This window comes from Flavobacterium bizetiae, assembly GCF_902804475.1.
Lineage (GTDB): Bacteria > Bacteroidota > Bacteroidia > Flavobacteriales > Flavobacteriaceae > Flavobacterium > Flavobacterium bizetiae.
This window is the reverse complement of record NZ_CADCSU010000090.1, coordinates 1-18743: the sequence shown is the minus strand read 5'-3', so window position 1 is coordinate 18743 and position 18743 is coordinate 1. Positions and strand designations below refer to the sequence as shown.

Annotated in this window: 12 protein-coding genes and 1 pseudogene; 2 read left to right on the top strand and 11 right to left on the bottom strand. The window is 35.1% G+C overall.

What is annotated here, in order from left to right:
• Positions 1 to 93 precede the first annotated feature (93 nt).
• A pseudogene (locus FLACOL7796_RS11690) lies at positions 94 to 2310 on the bottom strand (glycoside hydrolase family 3 C-terminal domain-containing protein).
• A 213-nt stretch (positions 2311 to 2523) separates the two neighbouring features.
• Positions 2524 to 4167 carry a DUF6377 domain-containing protein gene (locus FLACOL7796_RS11685; protein WP_173970963.1) on the bottom strand — a complete coding sequence of 548 codons (1644 nt, stop codon included), beginning with the start codon at positions 4165 to 4167 and terminating at the stop codon, positions 2524 to 2526.
• Positions 4168 to 4375: 208 nt separating this feature from the next.
• On the opposite strand from FLACOL7796_RS11685, the gene FLACOL7796_RS11680 reads away from it, so the two are divergent.
• On the top strand, positions 4376 to 4720 hold the full coding sequence (locus tag FLACOL7796_RS11680) for a 5-carboxymethyl-2-hydroxymuconate Delta-isomerase (RefSeq protein ID WP_173970962.1): 345 nt from the start codon (positions 4376 to 4378) through the stop codon (positions 4718 to 4720).
• Between the two features lie 538 nt (positions 4721 to 5258).
• Here FLACOL7796_RS11680 and FLACOL7796_RS11675 read toward each other — a convergent pair.
• Both FLACOL7796_RS11675 and FLACOL7796_RS11670 read right to left on the bottom strand, forming a co-directional pair.
• Positions 5259 to 7520 (bottom strand): acyl-CoA dehydrogenase family protein, encoded by a 2262-nt coding sequence (locus FLACOL7796_RS11675; RefSeq protein ID WP_173970961.1) that lies wholly within the window; start codon positions 7518 to 7520, stop codon positions 5259 to 5261.
• Positions 7521 to 7913: 393 nt separating this feature from the next.
• Complete coding sequence (locus FLACOL7796_RS11670) at positions 7914 to 8837, bottom strand: EamA family transporter (protein ID WP_173970960.1); 924 nt, start codon at positions 8835 to 8837, stop codon at positions 7914 to 7916.
• Positions 8838 to 9201: 364 nt separating this feature from the next.
• Between FLACOL7796_RS11670 and FLACOL7796_RS11665 the strand changes: the two genes are divergently transcribed.
• A complete protein-coding gene (locus tag FLACOL7796_RS11665; RefSeq protein WP_173970959.1) occupies positions 9202 to 10620 on the top strand; it encodes an aminotransferase-like domain-containing protein in 1419 nt (472 codons plus the stop codon).
• 418 nt (positions 10621 to 11038) lie between these two features.
• Here the strand turns inward: FLACOL7796_RS11665 and FLACOL7796_RS11660 are convergent, their stop codons facing one another.
• From FLACOL7796_RS11660 to aspA, 7 genes are all read right to left on the bottom strand, one after another.
• Positions 11039 to 11986: a bestrophin family protein gene (locus tag FLACOL7796_RS11660; RefSeq protein WP_173970958.1), complete on the bottom strand. Its 948-nt coding sequence runs from the start codon at positions 11984 to 11986 to the stop codon at positions 11039 to 11041.
• Positions 11987 to 12038: 52 nt separating this feature from the next.
• Positions 12039 to 12761, bottom strand: a complete 723-nt coding sequence (locus FLACOL7796_RS11655; protein WP_173970957.1) for a hypothetical protein — start codon at positions 12759 to 12761, stop codon at positions 12039 to 12041.
• Positions 12762 to 12838: 77 nt separating this feature from the next.
• Complete coding sequence (locus tag FLACOL7796_RS11650) at positions 12839 to 14242, bottom strand: sensor histidine kinase (RefSeq protein WP_173970956.1); 1404 nt, start codon at positions 14240 to 14242, stop codon at positions 12839 to 12841.
• Position 14243: 1 nt separating this feature from the next.
• On the bottom strand, positions 14244 to 14918 hold the full coding sequence (locus FLACOL7796_RS11645; RefSeq protein WP_173970955.1) for a response regulator transcription factor: 675 nt from the start codon (positions 14916 to 14918) through the stop codon (positions 14244 to 14246).
• A 171-nt stretch (positions 14919 to 15089) separates the two neighbouring features.
• Positions 15090 to 15710, bottom strand: coding sequence for an outer membrane beta-barrel protein (locus FLACOL7796_RS11640; protein ID WP_173970954.1), 621 nt, complete (start codon positions 15708 to 15710; stop codon positions 15090 to 15092).
• Positions 15711 to 15835: 125 nt separating this feature from the next.
• On the bottom strand, positions 15836 to 17101 hold the full coding sequence (locus FLACOL7796_RS11635; protein WP_173970953.1) for a BamA/TamA family outer membrane protein: 1266 nt from the start codon (positions 17099 to 17101) through the stop codon (positions 15836 to 15838).
• 161 nt (positions 17102 to 17262) lie between these two features.
• Positions 17263 to 18672, bottom strand: coding sequence for an aspartate ammonia-lyase (gene aspA, locus FLACOL7796_RS11630; RefSeq protein WP_173970952.1), 1410 nt, complete (start codon positions 18670 to 18672; stop codon positions 17263 to 17265).
• Positions 18673 to 18743 lie beyond the last annotated feature (71 nt).

Sequence of the window (18743 nt, the reverse complement as noted above, 5' to 3'; positions counted from 1 at the left end):
ATATCTTAATAGTAGAAAATAGTATTAAAAAAAGTAAAGCTGCATTTTTTTACAATTGCAGCTTTACAACCAACCAATTTAGAAATAATGAAATTATTGAAGTGAGAATCCCACTTTAGATTTTATATCTGTAGAAGAGGCTCCAACGATTGCTTCAAAAGCTCCAGGTTCAGCAACCCAGTCGTGTTTTTTTTAATCAAAAAAGCTTAAAGCTGTTTTATCTACTGTAAAAGTTACTGTTTTTTCTTCTCCCGCTTTTAGTGAAATTTTCTCAAATCCTTTTAATTCTTTAATCGGACGTGGTAAAGAAGATTTTAAATCACTGATATAAAGCTGAACAACCTCAGAACCTTCTCTTGATCCTGTGTTTTTTACATTCACAGAGAATGTAATTTTATCGCTGCTTGACATTTGTTTTTTGTCTGCTGTTACTTTTCCGTATGCAAAAGTCGTGTAGCTTAAACCATGTCCAAAAGAGAATAATGGTTTCACTTTTTGTTTGTCAGCCCAACGGTAACCTACAAAAATGCTTTCGTTATATTTTACTTCGTCTCCACCAGGAAATTCTCCTAAAGCGTGAGCGCCGTTATCAGCTAATTTTACAGGGAAAGTAAAAGATAATTTACCAGAAGGGTTAACATCTCCAACTAAAACATTTGCTAAAGCATTTCCAGCTTCTGTACCTAAAAACCATCCTTGTACAATTCCCGGAACTTCTTTTACCCACGGCATTGCCACAGCATTTCCTGAAATGTTTACAAAAACTATATTTTTGTTTACTTTAGCCAAATCAGCAAGCAATTTATCCTGACCGTATGGTAAATTTAATTCTTTACGATCGTGTCCTTCTGCATCCTGGTTATCACTTTTGTTCAAACCTCCGATAAAAAGAACGATATCAGCATCTTTAGCAACTTTCAAAGCCTCTGCACTTAATTCTGCAGGAGAACGTTTGTCTTCTAAACTTACTTTTGCTACTACTCCATTGTATTCGCTTTTAGGATCTCCAACATAACCACGAGCATAAACGATTTCAGCCTGGTTTCCAATTCTTTTCTTTAATCCTTCAAGAGGTGTAATTTCGTATCTTGCTTTAAGCGAAGAACTTCCTCCACCTACAGTCATCATTTTGATAGCGTTTTCACCAATAACAACAATTTTCTTTGTTTTAGAAAGGTTGATTGGTAAAATATTATTGTTGTTTTGAAGCAATACAATTCCTTCTTCGGCAATTTTACGACCTGCATCTGCGTGCTCTTGTGTTCCAAAAGATCCAAACGGACGGTTTCTATCCATTGTAGTAAGGAAAGATAAACGTAAAATACGACGTACTTTTTCGTCTAATTCTTTAGTTCCAACTTCACCTTTTCTGATCATTTCAGAATATGGTTTTGCTAAGAAATAGTTGTCGTATGCGTTACTGGTTCCCCATGAAAGTCCGTTAGTCCAAGAACCGAACTCCATATCAAGACCATTAAAAATAGATTGTTTCGTATCGTTAACTCCACCCCAATCTGAAACTACAACTCCTTTGAAACCCCATTCTCCACGAAGAATATCATTCAATAAAAATTCGTTATGACAACATTGCTGTCCTTTGTATTTATTATAAGATCCCATAATGGCCCAGGCATCACCTTCCTGAACTGCAGCTTTAAATGCCGGTAAATAGATTTCGTACAAAGCACGATCATCAACTACAACATTTACTGAGTTACGTTTTGTTTCCTGATTATTTAAAGCGAAGTGTTTTACACAGGCAGCAACTCCGTTAGCTTGTACCCCTTTAATATAAGGAACTACCATTTTTGCAGCAAGAAAAGGATCTTCTCCCATATATTCGAAGTTACGACCGTTTAATGGCGTTCTGTAGATATTCACCCCAGGTCCTAACAATACATTTTTATTACGGTAACGTGCTTCTTCTCCTATCGATTTACCATATAAAGAAGATAACTCTTTGTTCCAGGTTGCAGAAAGTGCGGTAAGAGCCGGAAATGCAATACAAGAATCGTTTGTCCAGCCTGCCTGATCCCATTCGTCCCATTTTACTTCGGTACGAATTCCGTGTGGTCCGTCAGTCATCCAGTTTTCCGGAATTCCTAAACGTGGTACACCTGGCGAACTGAATTTTGACTGCGCATGAATCATGGCAATTTTTTCTGCAGTTGTCATTCTTTTTAGAGCATCTTCTACTCGCTCATTAATTGGCTTTTTATCATCTAGATAAACCGGAACTTTACTCTGTGCATTCACACCGATAGAGCTCAACAAAAGTAAAACAACAATTGTTTTAACGTTTTTAAACATAACTATTAATTTATTAAAGCATTATAATGTACAATCTAAAAGATAATAATAAGGTCATTATTACCTTTTAATAATATTGTAAAGCTAAAACGTTATAGTTCGTTTTTAATTTGTAAACGAAAAAAAGTAGTGAAACAGAAAAATAAGACACTGAATTACAAACACTTGAACAAATACACCCCCTGAAAAAAGTAGTAGATTTAAAACGAAGAATTAGACTTTCAAAGAAATTAAACCAATTTTCATGACCATTTCTTCAAAATCATTTCGCGAAACTGCGGCTTTATTTCGAGCTCTGGTTCGATAATTGTAAATTGTGCTTAAAGAGTAACGAAGGAACGCTGCAATTTTTACACTGTCGGTAATTCCTAAACGAATTAAGGCAAAAATTCGAAGTTCAGTATTCAGCAATTCTCCTTGTTTTAAAACGATTTGTTCTTCCCTAATCAAAAGTGCGTTGAAATCTTTCACGAAAGTGGGATATAAATTCAGAAAGATAATATCGAAATTCTTGTACAATTCCTCCAGTTCATTATCAACAAGAGTAGTTGATTTAAGCATTTTATAAATCTCATCAAACTGTTTTGCCGTGGCTTTTTTGTTGAGTATAATGCGGTAATTTTCTAATTTATTGATGTAAGTCGAGCAAAGACTAAAGAAATGCGCGATATATTCTTCTTTAATATGATTCGATTCTGATAACTGCGCGTTACGTTCCTGCAGCTGATTGTTGGTTTCTGTGATATCTTTGTTTAATTCAGCTAGTTTTTGGCTCGTTTCATAAAGTTCTCCACGTATTCTGGATACTTTTTTCATTTGTTTGTAAACATAAATAACCGCTACAATCAAAAATGCCGAAAGCAAACTGATGCATAAAAGATACAGCTGTAACTCGGTTTTTCTCTTCGCTTCTTTTTCTAAATAAACAGTATTTATAATCGAATAAACTTCTGACATTAAAAGCGTACGAAACTGAACATTGCAATAAAGCGCGTCTTCAATCGCAGATTGCGTTAATTTATACGCCATATCTACATCTCCAATTTCATAAAAAACCAACGCCAGTTCCTGAAGCGATGCATTGTCTTTGTTGGCGTTTTTAAGATCTGATGTGGCTGATAATGCGTAGTATTTCTTTCTTGGTTCCAGCTGATGTCTCGCCTCATAAATACTGCCTAAAAGATACGTAATCATCGCATATTGAGGATTATCTTCCTTGATATTATCAAACAATTGCAATAATTGCTTCTCGGCAACATCATACTTTTTTTGAGACATGATCTGCTGAATTTTATTAACCTGATAATTTAGGGTATTAGGATCTAAAACACTGACCAAAGAATCGCGATATTCCCTGATTTTCTGTATGTATTTAATGTCGTAACTGTTCGCTGCATAATGTTCGAAAAACTCACGATAGGCAACATAATAAGTTTGAAGCAATGATTTTGAAAGTGTCTTTTTATCAATACTTTTTAAAATAGCTTCGGATTCACGGTATTTTCCTGAAGATGAATAAAGGGTAACCAACTGAAGATTGGCTAAATTCAATAATTCATCGTCTTGAAGTTCAGTTGCGATTTTCAGATTTTTTTTGACATAAAAAATAGCCGAATCTGAGTTGAATTTCTGGTATTCTGTATACAGGGTTTTGTTGTAATTGTACTCTTGTTCTTTGGTTAAATCATCCGACTTTATTTTTTTAAAGTTTAAGATACGTTCCTCTTTAAGCCTCACATAATGTGCCTTATTTTTTAAAGCATCATTTAGCTTTACCAAAATAACATCGGTACTGTCTGATGAATAAACAGGACTACCTAAAAGAACGAAAAGCAGAAACAACAGATAATTTTTCAAACCAATTACAGCTATAATGAGAACTACAAATATAAGAAAGTGCAGATACAAAAATGAATTATTTAGTAAGTCGCAAATTTTGAATTTTGTGACAGTAAATCTTATAAAAATCGAATAAAAAAATCTAAGTCATAAAAAAAACACCATCTCAATTGGATTTTTGTAAATTTGAATAAAGTCTATTTCTACAAACTAAAACCAAGCGCAAATGCCTCATTTTATTATTGATTGCTCAGAAAACGTAATTCGGTTAAAATCTGCTGACGACATTATGCAGGATGTTTTTAATGCAGCATTGTTAACAGGTCTTTTTGATGAATCTGAAATTAAGGTTCGTATTAATCCCTTTACGTATTATAAAAACGGAAATTCTTCAGACGATTTTATTCACGTTTTTGCCTACATTATGGAAGGCCGAAATGCTGATCAAAAAGCGAAATTGTCGAGAACAATTGTCTCAAAACTTAAAGCTATACTTCCTGAAGTTCCAGTAATTTCGATTAATGTAATGGATTTCGAAAAAGCGAGTTATTGCAATAAAACAATGATTTAAAGCTTATTATGATATAATAAAAGTTATAGCAATTGTATTTTGTTATTGTAAATGATTATTTTTTTTCCACTCCCGATAGCCATCGGGATAAAGATTAGAGAAGATTTTTTTTCCCATTATTGTTATCTCAATTACTAATGATAAACCTAATCTTTTTTTTCAGGAGCTAATCCCGCTATCCGTTCCAATCTTTTCCTGGCTAAAGAAGCCAGAAAAAGGATTTCCACTTCTATCGGGGCTAGGACAATCATTTTCATAAAACGTTTTCCCGTATCCTGAGGAACGAAGGATCACACTAGAAACTCCACAATCAAAATCGCCAATCTTTGTAGAATCCCGCGTGAGATCCTTCCTCCGTCAGGATGACAAGATTGCGGGTAGCTGCAATGAGCAAAACAAAAAATCCGCGAATATCCGTGTTTTCGCGAAGCGAATCCGTGTCATCCGCGTGCCATGACAAAGATTATCGATCTTCTAGTCTGATCCTTCCTCCTTCAGAATGAAAAGATTACGAAAAAAATTCTATTCTCTTTACTCTTTACTTAACCGCAATCGGTGCTGCTAAACAACTCTCCGGAATATCGAAAGCATTGACTAACGAAACAGCATCGGGACGAATATCCCAACACAATTGGTTGACAATTTTACGGATTGCTTTGGTTTTTACAGCCTCCATGTAACCGTCTTCGAGATACCAGGCTTTGTTTTTCTCAATCTGCGAAAGCGCGTATAATTGATTCAGTTTTGTTAATATATCTTTCGTTTTTTGATCTTCAACTTCTTTTATAGCGAGCTGAAATTGTTCTAAAACGACTCTTTCTAAATACGCCTGAGCAACATCGATCATCTGGTGTTGTACCACATTAAAAGCATCGTAGGGTTCTAAACCTCCATCGACTAATTTTTTAATACGTCGTGCTGCCGAAGCTAAAATCGTTTTTTCTCGATGAATAAAAGCTTGCAAATGAAATTCCGGATCTAGTAAATGCTCATCATCAGTTCTTCTGGTTGCAATTGGATTTTTTTCTGTAATGGCCGTTTTCGCATTTTCGTACACATAATTGATGATGCCTGCAGCGCCCATTTCTCCAAACGATTTTCTGAATTCAGACAAACGGTTTTTAGCCACCAATTGCATTAAAACAGTATTATCACCTTCAAAAGTCGTGTAGATTTCAGTGTCATTTTTTAAAGCATCGATTCGGTTTTCAGACAAATATCCTTTTCCGCCACAAGCTTCGCGGCATTCCTGCAAAATATCCCTTGTACTCCAGGTCGAATACGATTTCATTCCGGCTGCAAGAGCTTCGATTTCCTGCATTTCAGCTTCGGTTTTATTCAGGAATCTGTTGGTCAGGTATTGCAAAGCAAAATGCACGGCGTACGTTTTAGCCAAAGGCGGAATCAAACGGCGTTGGTGCATTCTGTAATTTAAAATCGGAACTTCTGAACCGCCTTCGGGACCAAATTGTCGGCGTTGATCGCTGTAACGAATGGCAATTGTAATTCCGGATTTGGCTGCGGCCAAAGCAGAACGTGGAATCCCGATTCGTCCGCCAACCAAAGTGCCCAACATGGTAAAGAAACGTCTATTATCACTTGGTATCGGGCTTTCGAATTCGCCTTTGTCGTTTACAGAAGCAAAACGATCGAGCATATTTTCTTTCGGAATCACTACATTATCAAAACTAATGGTTCCGTTATCTACTCCGTTTAAACCCATTTTATGTCCGCAATCGCCAATGGTTACTCCGTTTAGCGTATTTCCATTCGTATCGCGCAACGGAACCACAAAAGCATTTACTCCATAATCATGACCGTCGATCACTAATTTTGCAAAAACGGTTGCCATTTGTCCGTGAACTGCAGCGTTACCGATATATTCTTTTTGTGCGTTTTTGTTAGGCGTATGAATTGCAAACGTTTGATCGTTATGATTGTAAGTTGCCGTAGTTTCAAGACCTTTTACGTTCGAACCGTGATGGGTTTCGGTCATGGCAAAGCACCCCGGAATTTTTAAGGTTCCAATATCTTTTAGGTATTTGGCATAATGTTTTTCTGTTCCTAACGACTGAACGCTCATTCCCCAAAGTCCGAACTGAACGCCAAATTTGATCACTAAACTTAAATCGTGATAACTTAAGGTTTCCATTATGGCAAAATAGTCCGCGATGTTTTCTCCTCCTCCATATTGTTTTGGATACGCCATATTTCCGAGGTTTTCTTCGGCCAGGATTTTACACCAATTATAAACGGTTTGGCGATACACATTGATATCTGTAGAAGTTTCGTAAGCAAATTCAGGTCTGGAAATAACCGATTTTACTTTATTGATTATCGCCGCTTCTTTACCGTTTAAAATGGCTGTTATTTTCTGAATATCAAAATCGGCATTGGTTTGAGAATTTGCGGTAAAGGAACCTGTTTTTGTTTTAAAGTTCTGAAGCGCTTCTTCGCCTAAAATTCCGAGATCATTTTCTAATTTTATAAAATCAGATTGCAAACCCGAAATGTCTACATCTTTTTCTGAAAGTGCCACTGCAATATCAAAAATTGATTTTATATCTGCTTTGTTCTGAATGCTGTTTTCAATCTCCGATTTCCATTGTGTGAGTTCATTTCGCGAAGGCGGATTTGAAATATCTAATCTTGAAAGTAATTGTTGTTTTTCTTCGGGCGAAAGCCAGGTTAGATCGTTGATAAATTTCTGAATGGTAGTAAACTCTTTTTGAGTCAGTAAATCATCAGACCACACTAAATAAAATAACGGGATAAAGGCTTGGAGCTTGGTATTTTTCATATAATAGTTGTTCGGTTTATATTTTTTTTGCCACTGATTATTATTTTTTGCCACTCCCGATAGCTATCGGGATTCACGAATTTTCACTAATTAATTTGGGCTCTATTGTAGCTTATCACAGCGTAAAAAGTTCACGCAGATTGAGCAGATTAAAAAATTCGCGAAAATTCGTGAAATTCGTGGCTATTTTTTTAGCACAGAAATTAATCATTTTAATCGTATAATCTGTGGCATTCTTTCTCATGTGTTTTATTACACCACTTCCGAATGTTATCGGGAGAGGCAAAAAAAAATCGCATAAAAAAACAGGAATGAAAATACTCATTCCTGTTTAAACATCCTGTTAAGATTCTGGTAATTTATATTTTAAACCAATAAAAAATATAAAAAACCTCACGTTATTTTAGAATCTTTGGATATTACGGTAAACTTTTGCTTCATCGCAAAAATATGATGTGAATTAAAAACCAATACTGCCAGAAATACAATTCCGTATGCTATGATTTGTATGAGTCCAAATTGTTCTTTGTAGAGAAACATTGCCAATAAAAAAGCAATCATGGGATTGATATTTAAAAGCATTCCCACGGTTGAAGAATTAATGCCTGAAAGTGCATATAGATTAAGAAACAACGGAAAAATGGTAAATAATATCGCAATGGTTTCTATACAGAAATAAAATTTAAATTCGGTTGGAACAGGCCCGCTGTACGCTGGAAAAAAAGGCACCAAAAACAACGCAATTAAGGTAATATGAAAGGTTAAAACCAAAAACTTGTCAAATCCTTTATTAACTCTCTGACTTACTAAATAACAGGCGTACGAAAGACCAATAACGATACTAAAAAGCATGTCGGTAATATTGGCGTACGATAAAAGTACACATCCTGAAATGCTTAATCCAACCGCGATCCATTGGGTTTTGCTTAGTTTTTCGTGCAGAATAAAATAAGCCAGCAATGTGGTTAAAATAGGGCAAACCAAATACGCCAGAGAAGTTGCTTTTACGCTAACATGGTTCATGACATAAATAAATGTAAACCAGTTGGTCATGATAAAAAGACTTCCTCCGATGTTTAAAATAATAGATTTGCGCTTTTCGGCTTTTGGCAATGCCTTAAAGGTTTCTACTGCTTCTTTTATTTTTTTTCTTTTGAATGTAAAAGCAATAATCAACATTAGAATACTACAACTAAAAACACGATAAAATAAAATGTCTAACGAAGCATAGTCGTGTATGGGTTTTAAAACCAAACTGAAAAATCCCCAGATTACAAAACATGTAATGGCAGCTATATAGTATTTTGTTGTTTTCACGAGGGGTTTGTTTTGTGGTTACTTTTTTAAGAAACAAATTTCTAAAAAAATAAAATAGCAATACAGATACAGTTTTTGTAAATTGCACCGTAACAGTTTTTATTTTATAAAATTACTTTGGCATGTCAATCAAAGGGATTAAAAGCTTTTAATTTTTGCCATTAGGCACTAAATATTGGTAAAAATTAATTCGGAATACATTGGCGTGCCGTAGGTATGCAACAAAATAATAACTATTGCGTACCTACGGCACGCTAAATTTTATTAATATTCATCTGTTTGCTACCAACATTTAGTGCCTAAAGGCACATTTCATTTTATAATTCGCATTTTAGGCTGAAACATAACAATACCACATTCTAATATGAAAAACTCAAATTACCTCTATCTACAATTTGCTGACCGAATCGAAAAACAAATAAAGTCTGGCGTTCTGAATGTTGGCGACAAATTGCCATCGATACGTGAGGTTTGCGCCGAAACGGGTTACAGCATGAGCACGGTAAGTAAAGCATATTATGAAATCGAAAGCAGATCGCTAATCGAATCGAGGCCGCAATCCGGTTATTATGTGAGTAATATTTCGGCGAGAACGATTCCTGAGCCTTCGCCAAGCAGCCCGATTTTAAAATGTCTTAATATTGACCGTGAAGATTTAATCGATCAGGTGTATGGTAATATGACGGATCCTGATATTACGATGCTTTCTTTGGGCTTTCCTTCGAATGAGCTTCTTCCTATTGCGAAATTAAACAAAGGAATGGTGCAGGCAATGCGACAACTTCCTAATAGCGGAACGAGTTACGAACAGGTAAAAGGTAATCCTAATTTAAGACGTGAAATTGCCCGTTGGTCTTTTACCTGGGGCGGATCATTATCTGAAGAGGATATTATTACGATGCCGGGTTGTACGAGTGCTATCTCGCATTGCTTGATGACCTTAACAAAACCGGGAGATACTATTATTACGGAAAGTCCGGCTTATTTTGGGATCCTGCAATTGGCGAAATCTTTAGGTTTGTACATCATGGAATTGCCAACGAATATGACTACCGGAATTGAATTAGATGCGCTAAAAAAAGCGCTTTCGTCGAAAAAGGTGAAGCTTTGTTTATTGATGAGTAATTTTAGTAATCCGTCCGGTAGTATGATGCCGGCAGAACATAAAATTGAAGTGGTGAGATTGATGGAGTTTTACAACATTCCGCTAATCGAAGATGATATTCACGGCGATTTGTACTTTGGCGCAAGCCGACCAACGAATTGCAAAACCTACGACGAAAGCGGCATTGTGCTTTGCTGCAGTTCGGTTTCTAAAACATTGGCTCCGGGTTATCGCGTGGGTTGGGTTTCGCCCGGAAAGTTTAAAAAAGAAATATTACGTAATAAAATTTACCATACGCTCTCCTCTCCTACTATTACACATCAGGTTGTGGGCGATTTTCTAAAAAATGGCCGATATGAAAATCATCTTAGAAAGATACGCCAGATATTGCATCATAATTGTACCAATTATATCAATACGGTTTTAGAATCTTTCCCAAAAGGTACCAAAGTGAGTCAGCCACAAGGTGGATTTTTTCTTTGGATTGAGTTGGATAAAAGCGTTGATACTGCTGCTTTTTATCATTTGGCGATGCAACACAAGATTAGTATTGCTCCGGGAAGAATTTTCTCTTTTCAGGATCAGTTTTCGAATTGTATGCGCCTGAGTTTTGGTTTGGTTTGGACTAATGAATTAAGAGAATCAATTCAAACTTTAGGTAGATTGCTTCATCGTTAATTTTTTATTTTTTCGTAATCTTTTCATCCTGAAACTAAACTCGACAATCTTTGTCATGGCACGCGGATGACACGGATTCGCTTCGCGAAAACACTGATATTCGCGGATTTTTTATTTTACTTATTGCAGCTAACCGCAATCTTTGTGGAGTTTGTTTGTCGAGCTTCTTGTGTGATCCTTCCTTCGTCAGGATGACAAACTAGACGAAAATATTGTTATGAAAACGGATGTTCTAGCCCCGATAGCAGTGGAAATCCTTTTGTGGCGGGGTTCGCCGCAAAAGATTGGAACGAATAGCGGGATTAGCTCCTGAAAAAAGATTCAGTTTTAAGGAATTGCAATAACAAAAAAAAGCCGGACAACGGCATGAAAAAACGTTGTCCAGCTAACAAAATTGAGAAACCAAAATCAATTTAAATTATAAAACAAAATAAGCGTTGTTTTCCGCTTTTTTACGCTCAGGCTGAAGATGAAATTCATTGATAATATCAAATTCGCTTTGGTATTCGTTCATCATCTGAGTTATATTTCTTTCGATTGTATTGGCAATAGTGGTTACTGGCGTATCTGTAGGACGGTTTTCGAACGGATCCTGCAAATGAATTGCCATTCTTTCGATCAAAAAGAAAGCTGCAGCAATAGCGGTAATTAACGGAATCGCAAACCAACTTAAAACGCTAATTAATCCAAAAGGCAACAATAAAATAAACAAACACAATGTTACTCGGATGTACATACTGTACGTCGTTGGGAAAATGGTGTTTTTGATTCGCTCACATTTACCCATTTCGTCACATAGTCTTGATAAAGTATTGTCGATTTCTACCTGCTGATACATATTGATGCGTTTGTCATTTTTAGCATTTCGCAAATCTCTTGCGTGCAGTAATAAAATGGCATTTGGTATGTTTTGGTGGTTCTTTACAAAACGTAATTCTTCGTCGCTTATCAAACCTTCAAGCGGTTTTAAGGCATCTTTATTTCGTAATGATTCGCCTAAACTATAACACCACGCAATTTGTCGTTTGGCAAAGTTTTCTTTGAACTCATTTGCTTCTACAGAAAAATTGGGGTCTTTATAAAATGTTAATACCTGTCTGATCAATGTTCTGGAATCATTTACAATGGCCCCCCAAACAATTCGGGCTTCCCACCATCTGTCGTATGCCTGATTCGACTTAAAAGCCAATAATAAGGATATAATGGTTCCAATCATCGTGGGAATTGCAATTGGAATATCTACAGGAAGATTGATGAAATAATTGTGAAATACCTCAAATACTATGGTGTAAGCCAGTACTAATGTAATTTCTAATTTAATTTTCCCGAGAACGTACTTCATTGGTATTCTTTTCTTTAATAACATATTTTCGGTCTTAAATTAAACTTATATTTTTTTTGAGGAAAGAAATCTGGCCTTATGCCATTTCTTCATAAAGAGATAAAACCGGAAGTCCTAATCTCTCGTTCATGTCTTTTTTCTTTGTTTTCTTGAATTTGATTTTCTCTCCTTTACGGGTTTCAACTAACAAATCGATATCGTATTTTGAAATAGCTTCAGATAAATAAGGAGCAAATTTTTCGTAGTTGTCGTCGAAATTAGCGGTCTGGCTTACAATTTCGAATGAAAAATTATCATTCAAAAATTGCTGAACATCCTTAACATGCATATTGGCACGGGCGTTTTCGATATAAAGTGCTTTATTAAAGTCTTCTCTGTATTGCTCTGAACCTAAATGTAATATTGGGCATTTTTGGTTTCCGGCTAATTGTACCAAATACTGATGAATTCGTTTTGTTTCTTGTTTATAAGACATTGGAAGAATTACCAGTTTTACAGCAAAAACATCGATAATATGTTTGAAAATTGGAGATGAAAGTCCGTATTGATTGTGTACTTTTATTTTACAGTTTGGAGTATGATCGATCATGTATCGACAAGTTTCAAGTACTATTTCCTGACTGGCGGTTAGTCCGGTGCGCATTTCGCGTAAATAGGCTGAAGAAGAAAAAGTATCCGGAGCATCAGAAACCATCATTAAAATGATCTCACATCCTGAAGATTTTGCCTGGCTGATTGCTGATTTTACAGCACAAATAGTATCATCTTTTAAGGTCGTAGGTATTAGGAAATTTTTCATATGTATAATCGTTTAGTTTATACATACAAAATAACTGCCTGCAAATTAGAGCGGTCTTAATATAAAATTAGATTTTTCTAAGATTCAACATTAGAATTTTTAAGATTGATTTTCTTTATTTTCGACATATTGAAAATAATAGTCACAATGGTTCCTTTGTTTTGCTCTGACTGAACCTGTATTTCGCCATCGTGCATGCGAATGATTTTAGAAGCCAAAGGAAGCCCTAAACCGTACCCTATATATTTGGTGGCAATTTTTCCTCTAAAGAAAGGTTCGTATAAATGCGGAATATCTTCTGGCGGAATCCCAATACCGATATCGTTAATGGCAATTTTGATCATTTCCTGATTCGCAGAAAGCGTTACAAACACTTCGTTATTATCAGAATACTTGACGCCATTGGTAATAATATTATTGATTGCAAGTTCTAAAAGTGGTTTGTTGCAAGGAATTAAAAGCAAATTAGAATCTTTTGGCACAAAATTAAATTTCATACTGACACGATTATCCGGATAAATTTTATCCAAATCTGATTTTACATCCATCAATAATTCGTCGATTCTGGCGATATCCAATACTTGTTTTTTACCGTCGTAACCTGTTTGCGTTAACTTTAATAAGCTTTCGGTCAGGTTTCCTAATTTGGATGCCTGCGCATATATGTTTTCTAATGACTGAATGTATTCCGGTACTTCTCTTTCTTTCAAAAGCATAATTTCAGACTCGGCAATAATCGTGGTTATTGGCGTTTTTAATTCGTGCGAGGCATTATTAATAAAGTTGGCCTGAATCTCAAAAGAGGTTTCTAAACGATCCAGCATATCATTAAAAGTCTCGGTAAGATCTGAAATTTCGTCTGAGTTTTTAACTTCGGGTAATCTGTTGTGCAAGTTAGAAGCACTAATTCTATTTACTTCTCTGGTAATTCTTGCTACAGGATTTATGACACGTTTTGCCAGAAAACGTCCTAAAAAGAAGGCTAAAAATACAAATCCTATTCCGCCAAAAAGCATGATTTTAATGATATAAACTGTTGTTGTAGGCCCTTTTCGATCGCGGGCACCCACAATTACAATATACCTTTGATCTCCTTCTTTGAATACCTGACCTAAATAGTATTTGTTATTTATTTCAAAATAGTCTTCACCTGTTTTTAAAACATTGGTATAAAACTCATTGGGCAAATTTAATTTTGTATTGTAATCAAAACTATTGGCGCTGTTTATTTTAAGAACAAATTCTTCTTCTTCGATAAGTTCTTCAAGTCCATTTTTTTTAAGTTCGCTATAATACCTTATTTTCTCAGGATCGTTTTGAAAATGAATAGAAGCTACAATTTTTGCTCTGTCTTCTAATCGCTTTAAAAAGTGATATCGGTTATTTTCATTAAACAAAACAAAAACAACAATACACAATAAGAGCGTACTAAAGCTTGAAAGGGCAACATATGTAAAAGTAATTTTTTTTCTAATATCCATTTTATGGCTTTATGACATAACCTAATCCCTTCATGGTATGAATGAGTTTAGATGCAAAAGGTTTATCTATTTTTTTTCTTAAATAGGTAATATAAACGTCAACAACGTTGGTGTTCATATCAAAATTAATATCCCAGACATTGTCTAAGATTTGATCTCTGGAAACGATTCGTCCGCTATTTTTAGCTAAATAATACAGTAATTTAAACTCTTTTGCGGTTAAAACAATAGATTCTCCGTCTCTTTTAACTGTTTTTGCACGGGCATTTATCTCTAAATCGCCAACGGTTATACTATCGATTCTTTCGGTTTCCTGATGTGCTCTTCGGTGTAATGCGTTTACTCTGGCATCAAGTTCCCCAAATTTAAAGGGTTTAACCAAATAATCATCGGCACCGGCATTAAGTCCGGTTACAATATTTTCTGAAGTTCCTAAGGCTGTTAAAAGCAAAACAGGCACGAAATTCTTGCTGGCGCGCAGGCGTCGGCAAATTTCGATTCCGTTAATATCCGGTAACATTACGTCTAAGATTACAACATCAAAATTATAATTATGAAGCATTTCGAGGGCTGTTTTGCCATCCATTGCTACACTAACTTCGTTGCTGTTTTCGGCAAATCCTTTACGTAAAATAGATAAAAGATTTGGTTCGTCTTCGACTATAAGTAATTTCATATTATTCGTGGTATGAATAACAAAAATAGGGATTGAGTTTAAAAATATAAATCACAATAGTTATAAATTATGATTTAATTATGAACAATAACTTTTAGTAACCATAAAAAAGCACTCACCAATAGTGAATGCTTTTATATTTTTAAGGATGATTTATTGAGGGGAATTACATTAATTTTTGAAGTTAAAACTTAATACTGCGCCTAAACCAAACTGGTATGTACTAACATAATCCTGAACTGCAACCGGACCAAAATAATACGACCAATAGTAACTATCTCCAACTGCTGCCGACATTGATTGTAAATAAGCATTAATGTTTACAGAAACTACTGAAGCAGTTTTAATTTTTACACCGGCTTTTATATCCCAGGCAAAATAAGTTCCGCTACCGCTCTGAGGTGTTTCCAGAATGCTAACCCCCGCACCAGCTCCCAGATATGGCAAGAGATTAGATCCGGTATCAAAATAATGGGTAAAATCTGCGAGGATAAAATTAAATGCTCCTTTATCTTTACCCGCATTTAATTGCATTCCAGCGGGATTATCCAATGGTATTTTGACATCTGTTCTTAAATATTTAATCTCAACTGAATTGTTTGTTGAAAAGAAATACTCGAATCCTGCACCGTATTGAAAACCGTCTTCAATAGTCGCAGAATAACCATCATAATCTAACTTGTCCGAAAAATTGTAACCACCATACAAATTAAGAGAAAAAGACCTTGCATCTTGTGCGTTCGTTCCTATCACTGACAGGAAAAGAACCAATAAAAAACCGTACTTTTTCATAATGTTTGTTTTTGAAAGTTAAATGAATTTCAAATTTAAGTTTTTTCTTTATAAAAACTAAACTTTTATTAAGATAAAATTCGTACATAAAATTCACAAGAACCTATAAAACAATATTTTACAAATCAGAATGTTTCGCCGGCATTTAGATAAAACCCTTTTGAATTATTCCCCCAGGCATAATCTACAATTAAATTAGTGCGTGTTTTTTTATCGATCAAAATACGCAAACCAAGCCCTGCAGCTGGCTGAACTGACTTAAATAAAGAGATATTATTATCGACATTACTTGCGGTTACGAAGTTGGTAAAAACGGTTCCGCTGATCATTTGATCGCAAGTAATAGGAAACCTGAATTCAGTCGAAAGGTATATTAAACCGTTTCCTCTAAATAATCCTTGTGTATATCCTTCTCCACTTCGGCTACGCTGATCCCAGCCAATTGCGGGTAAGTTTAAATACGGCACTTTTCCTCTGGTAATAAATTGCCCGTAAGCCCAAAGCGCTAAAATATACCTTTCATTTTTGCTCGAGAGTGGTATAAAATGACGATATTCTGCATACAAAACATTACTATATTCCTGATTATGAAACAATACAGGATTAAAACGATAATTGATATTAGCAAACCAGCCACGGGTAGAGTTTACCTGATTGTCTCTTGAATCGTAAACTAAATTAAGACTCATACCGCTTAAGAAATATTCTAAGTCATCAAATCCATGTTTTTGACTGTAAGCGTAATGATAGGTATATTTTCCGTTTTCTACATCTAGATCTTTATCGTCTATACTGGCGTACCAATCCAGATTGACGCCTCCGCCTACATAAAAGTTTTTATAGACTTCAAAAGATACGGTTTGGTGAAATTTAAAATAATCATAGTCCATTGGCTGGGCAATCGAATCTATGCTCAAATTATTTTTCTTGCTATGATGCGGGATAATGTCAGTTCCGAGTCCGTAATTTGGCTGGGAGAATATATACAATCGATAATCGCCGCTTAAAAAAATCTTATTGTTATTGAGCAGGATATTATTCTTGACATTGACCAACCATTGATTTTTAACGGTATAGGTGATCCCTAAATTGGCAATCGAATATTTATCTGATGCTTGTTTTCCTTTGAATGTATATTGCGCTACTGCACCAAAAAAAAATCCGGTTGCGGGCTGAGAACCAATTGCGGGAATAATAAGAAAAAAATTGTTTTTTGAAGTTTTAGCTACATATGAGGAATCTTTCTTTTTGAAGATCTCTAAAATCGTTCTTGGTGGGCATATTTCCGGGTTATTATTTTCGGTTTGTGCTATAGAACTGAATGAAATAAAAAAAACGAACCCTAAGATTTTATAATGATGAAAGTAATTATTTTTTAAAAAATTTACCATGAGAAAGTTTTAATTTTTCGAAATAACATTCAACCTTTATGTAAATATACATCTTATTTTCAACGTTTTAAGATGTGTTTTTAATAAAATCATACATTTCAAAAGATAAAAAAAGCCGTCAATACAATTTGACGGCTTTATAAACTTATAAGTCTTTTTTCTTATTTCGTGATAAACTTTGGGTTGATCAGGTTATCTAATGAATAAATTTCATCCCATTTTTCCTGTGTGATTAGTTTTCTTTCTACCACCACAATATCATGAACGCTTCTATTCATTTTTAAAGCTTCGCCGGCAATACTGGCACTAACTTCGTAACCTAAAATTGGGTTTAATTGTGTAACGATTCCAATGCTGTTCATTACCATATTATAGCAATGATCTACGTTTGCAGTGATTCCAATAATACATTTATCAATTAAAGTCTGGATAGCATTTGAAAGATAATCTAATGAAGTAAACATTGCAAAAGCAATTACCGGCTCCATTACATTCAACTGTAATTGTCCTGCTTCAGCGGCCATAGTAACCGTTAAATCCTGACCAATTACGTAAAAGCAGGTTTGGTTTACTACTTCCGGAATTACCGGATTTACTTTACCCGGCATGATCGAAGATCCTGGCTGACGTGCAGGCAAATTGATTTCGTTGAAACCTGTTCTTGGTCCTGAACTCAATAATCTTAAATCATTACAGATTTTAGAAATTTTTACTGCTGTTCTTTTTAGTGTTCCCATAATCTGAACGTAAGCTCCTGTATCTACTGTAGCTTCGATTAAATCAGGAGAAAGCGTCAACGGAATTCCAACTTCTTTTGCTAAATAATTTACACAAATTTCAGGATAACCTTCCGGTGCGTTTACTCTTGTACCAATTGCGGTTGCTCCCATATTGATTTCAAGAACCAGACTCTGCGCTTCTTTTAATCTTCTAACATCTTCGCCTATCGTTGTGGCGTATGATTTAAATTCCTGCCCTAAAGTCATCGGAACGGCATCTTGCAACTGTGTTCTTCCCATTTTAAGAACGCTTTTAAATTCTTCTCCTTTTGCAGCAAAAGCAACTTCTAAACCTTCTAATGTTTTGATAAAGCTTTCCATTTTCATGTAAAGCGCAATTCTAAAAGCGGATGGATAAGCATCATTTGTAGATTGAGAACAGTTAACATGATTGTTTGGATGCAAAAAGTTATACTCGCCTTTTTTATGTCCTAAGTATTCTAAACCAATATTAGCAATTACTTCGTTGGCATTCATGTTTACAGAAGTTCCTGCTCCTCCCTGAATTAAATCGCTTACAAATTCCTGATCGAATTTACCGGCAATAACCTGATCACTTCCGTAACAAATGGCATCGGCAATTTTAGGATCCAGTGCACCACAATCTTTATTGGCTAAAGCTGCAGCTTTTTTTACATATCCTAAAGCTTTAATAAATAAAGGTTCTTTTGAAATTGGAATTCCTGTAATATTAAAATTCTCTACCGCTCTGAAAGTTTGGATACCATAATACAAATGATTCGGAATATTTAATTCCCCTAAAAAATCATGTTCTTTTCTTGTTGATCCCATATAATATAAGTGCTACGTTTTTTACTTAAAAATCAATGTAAAGCTACAGCAAAATACTATTATAATAAAAT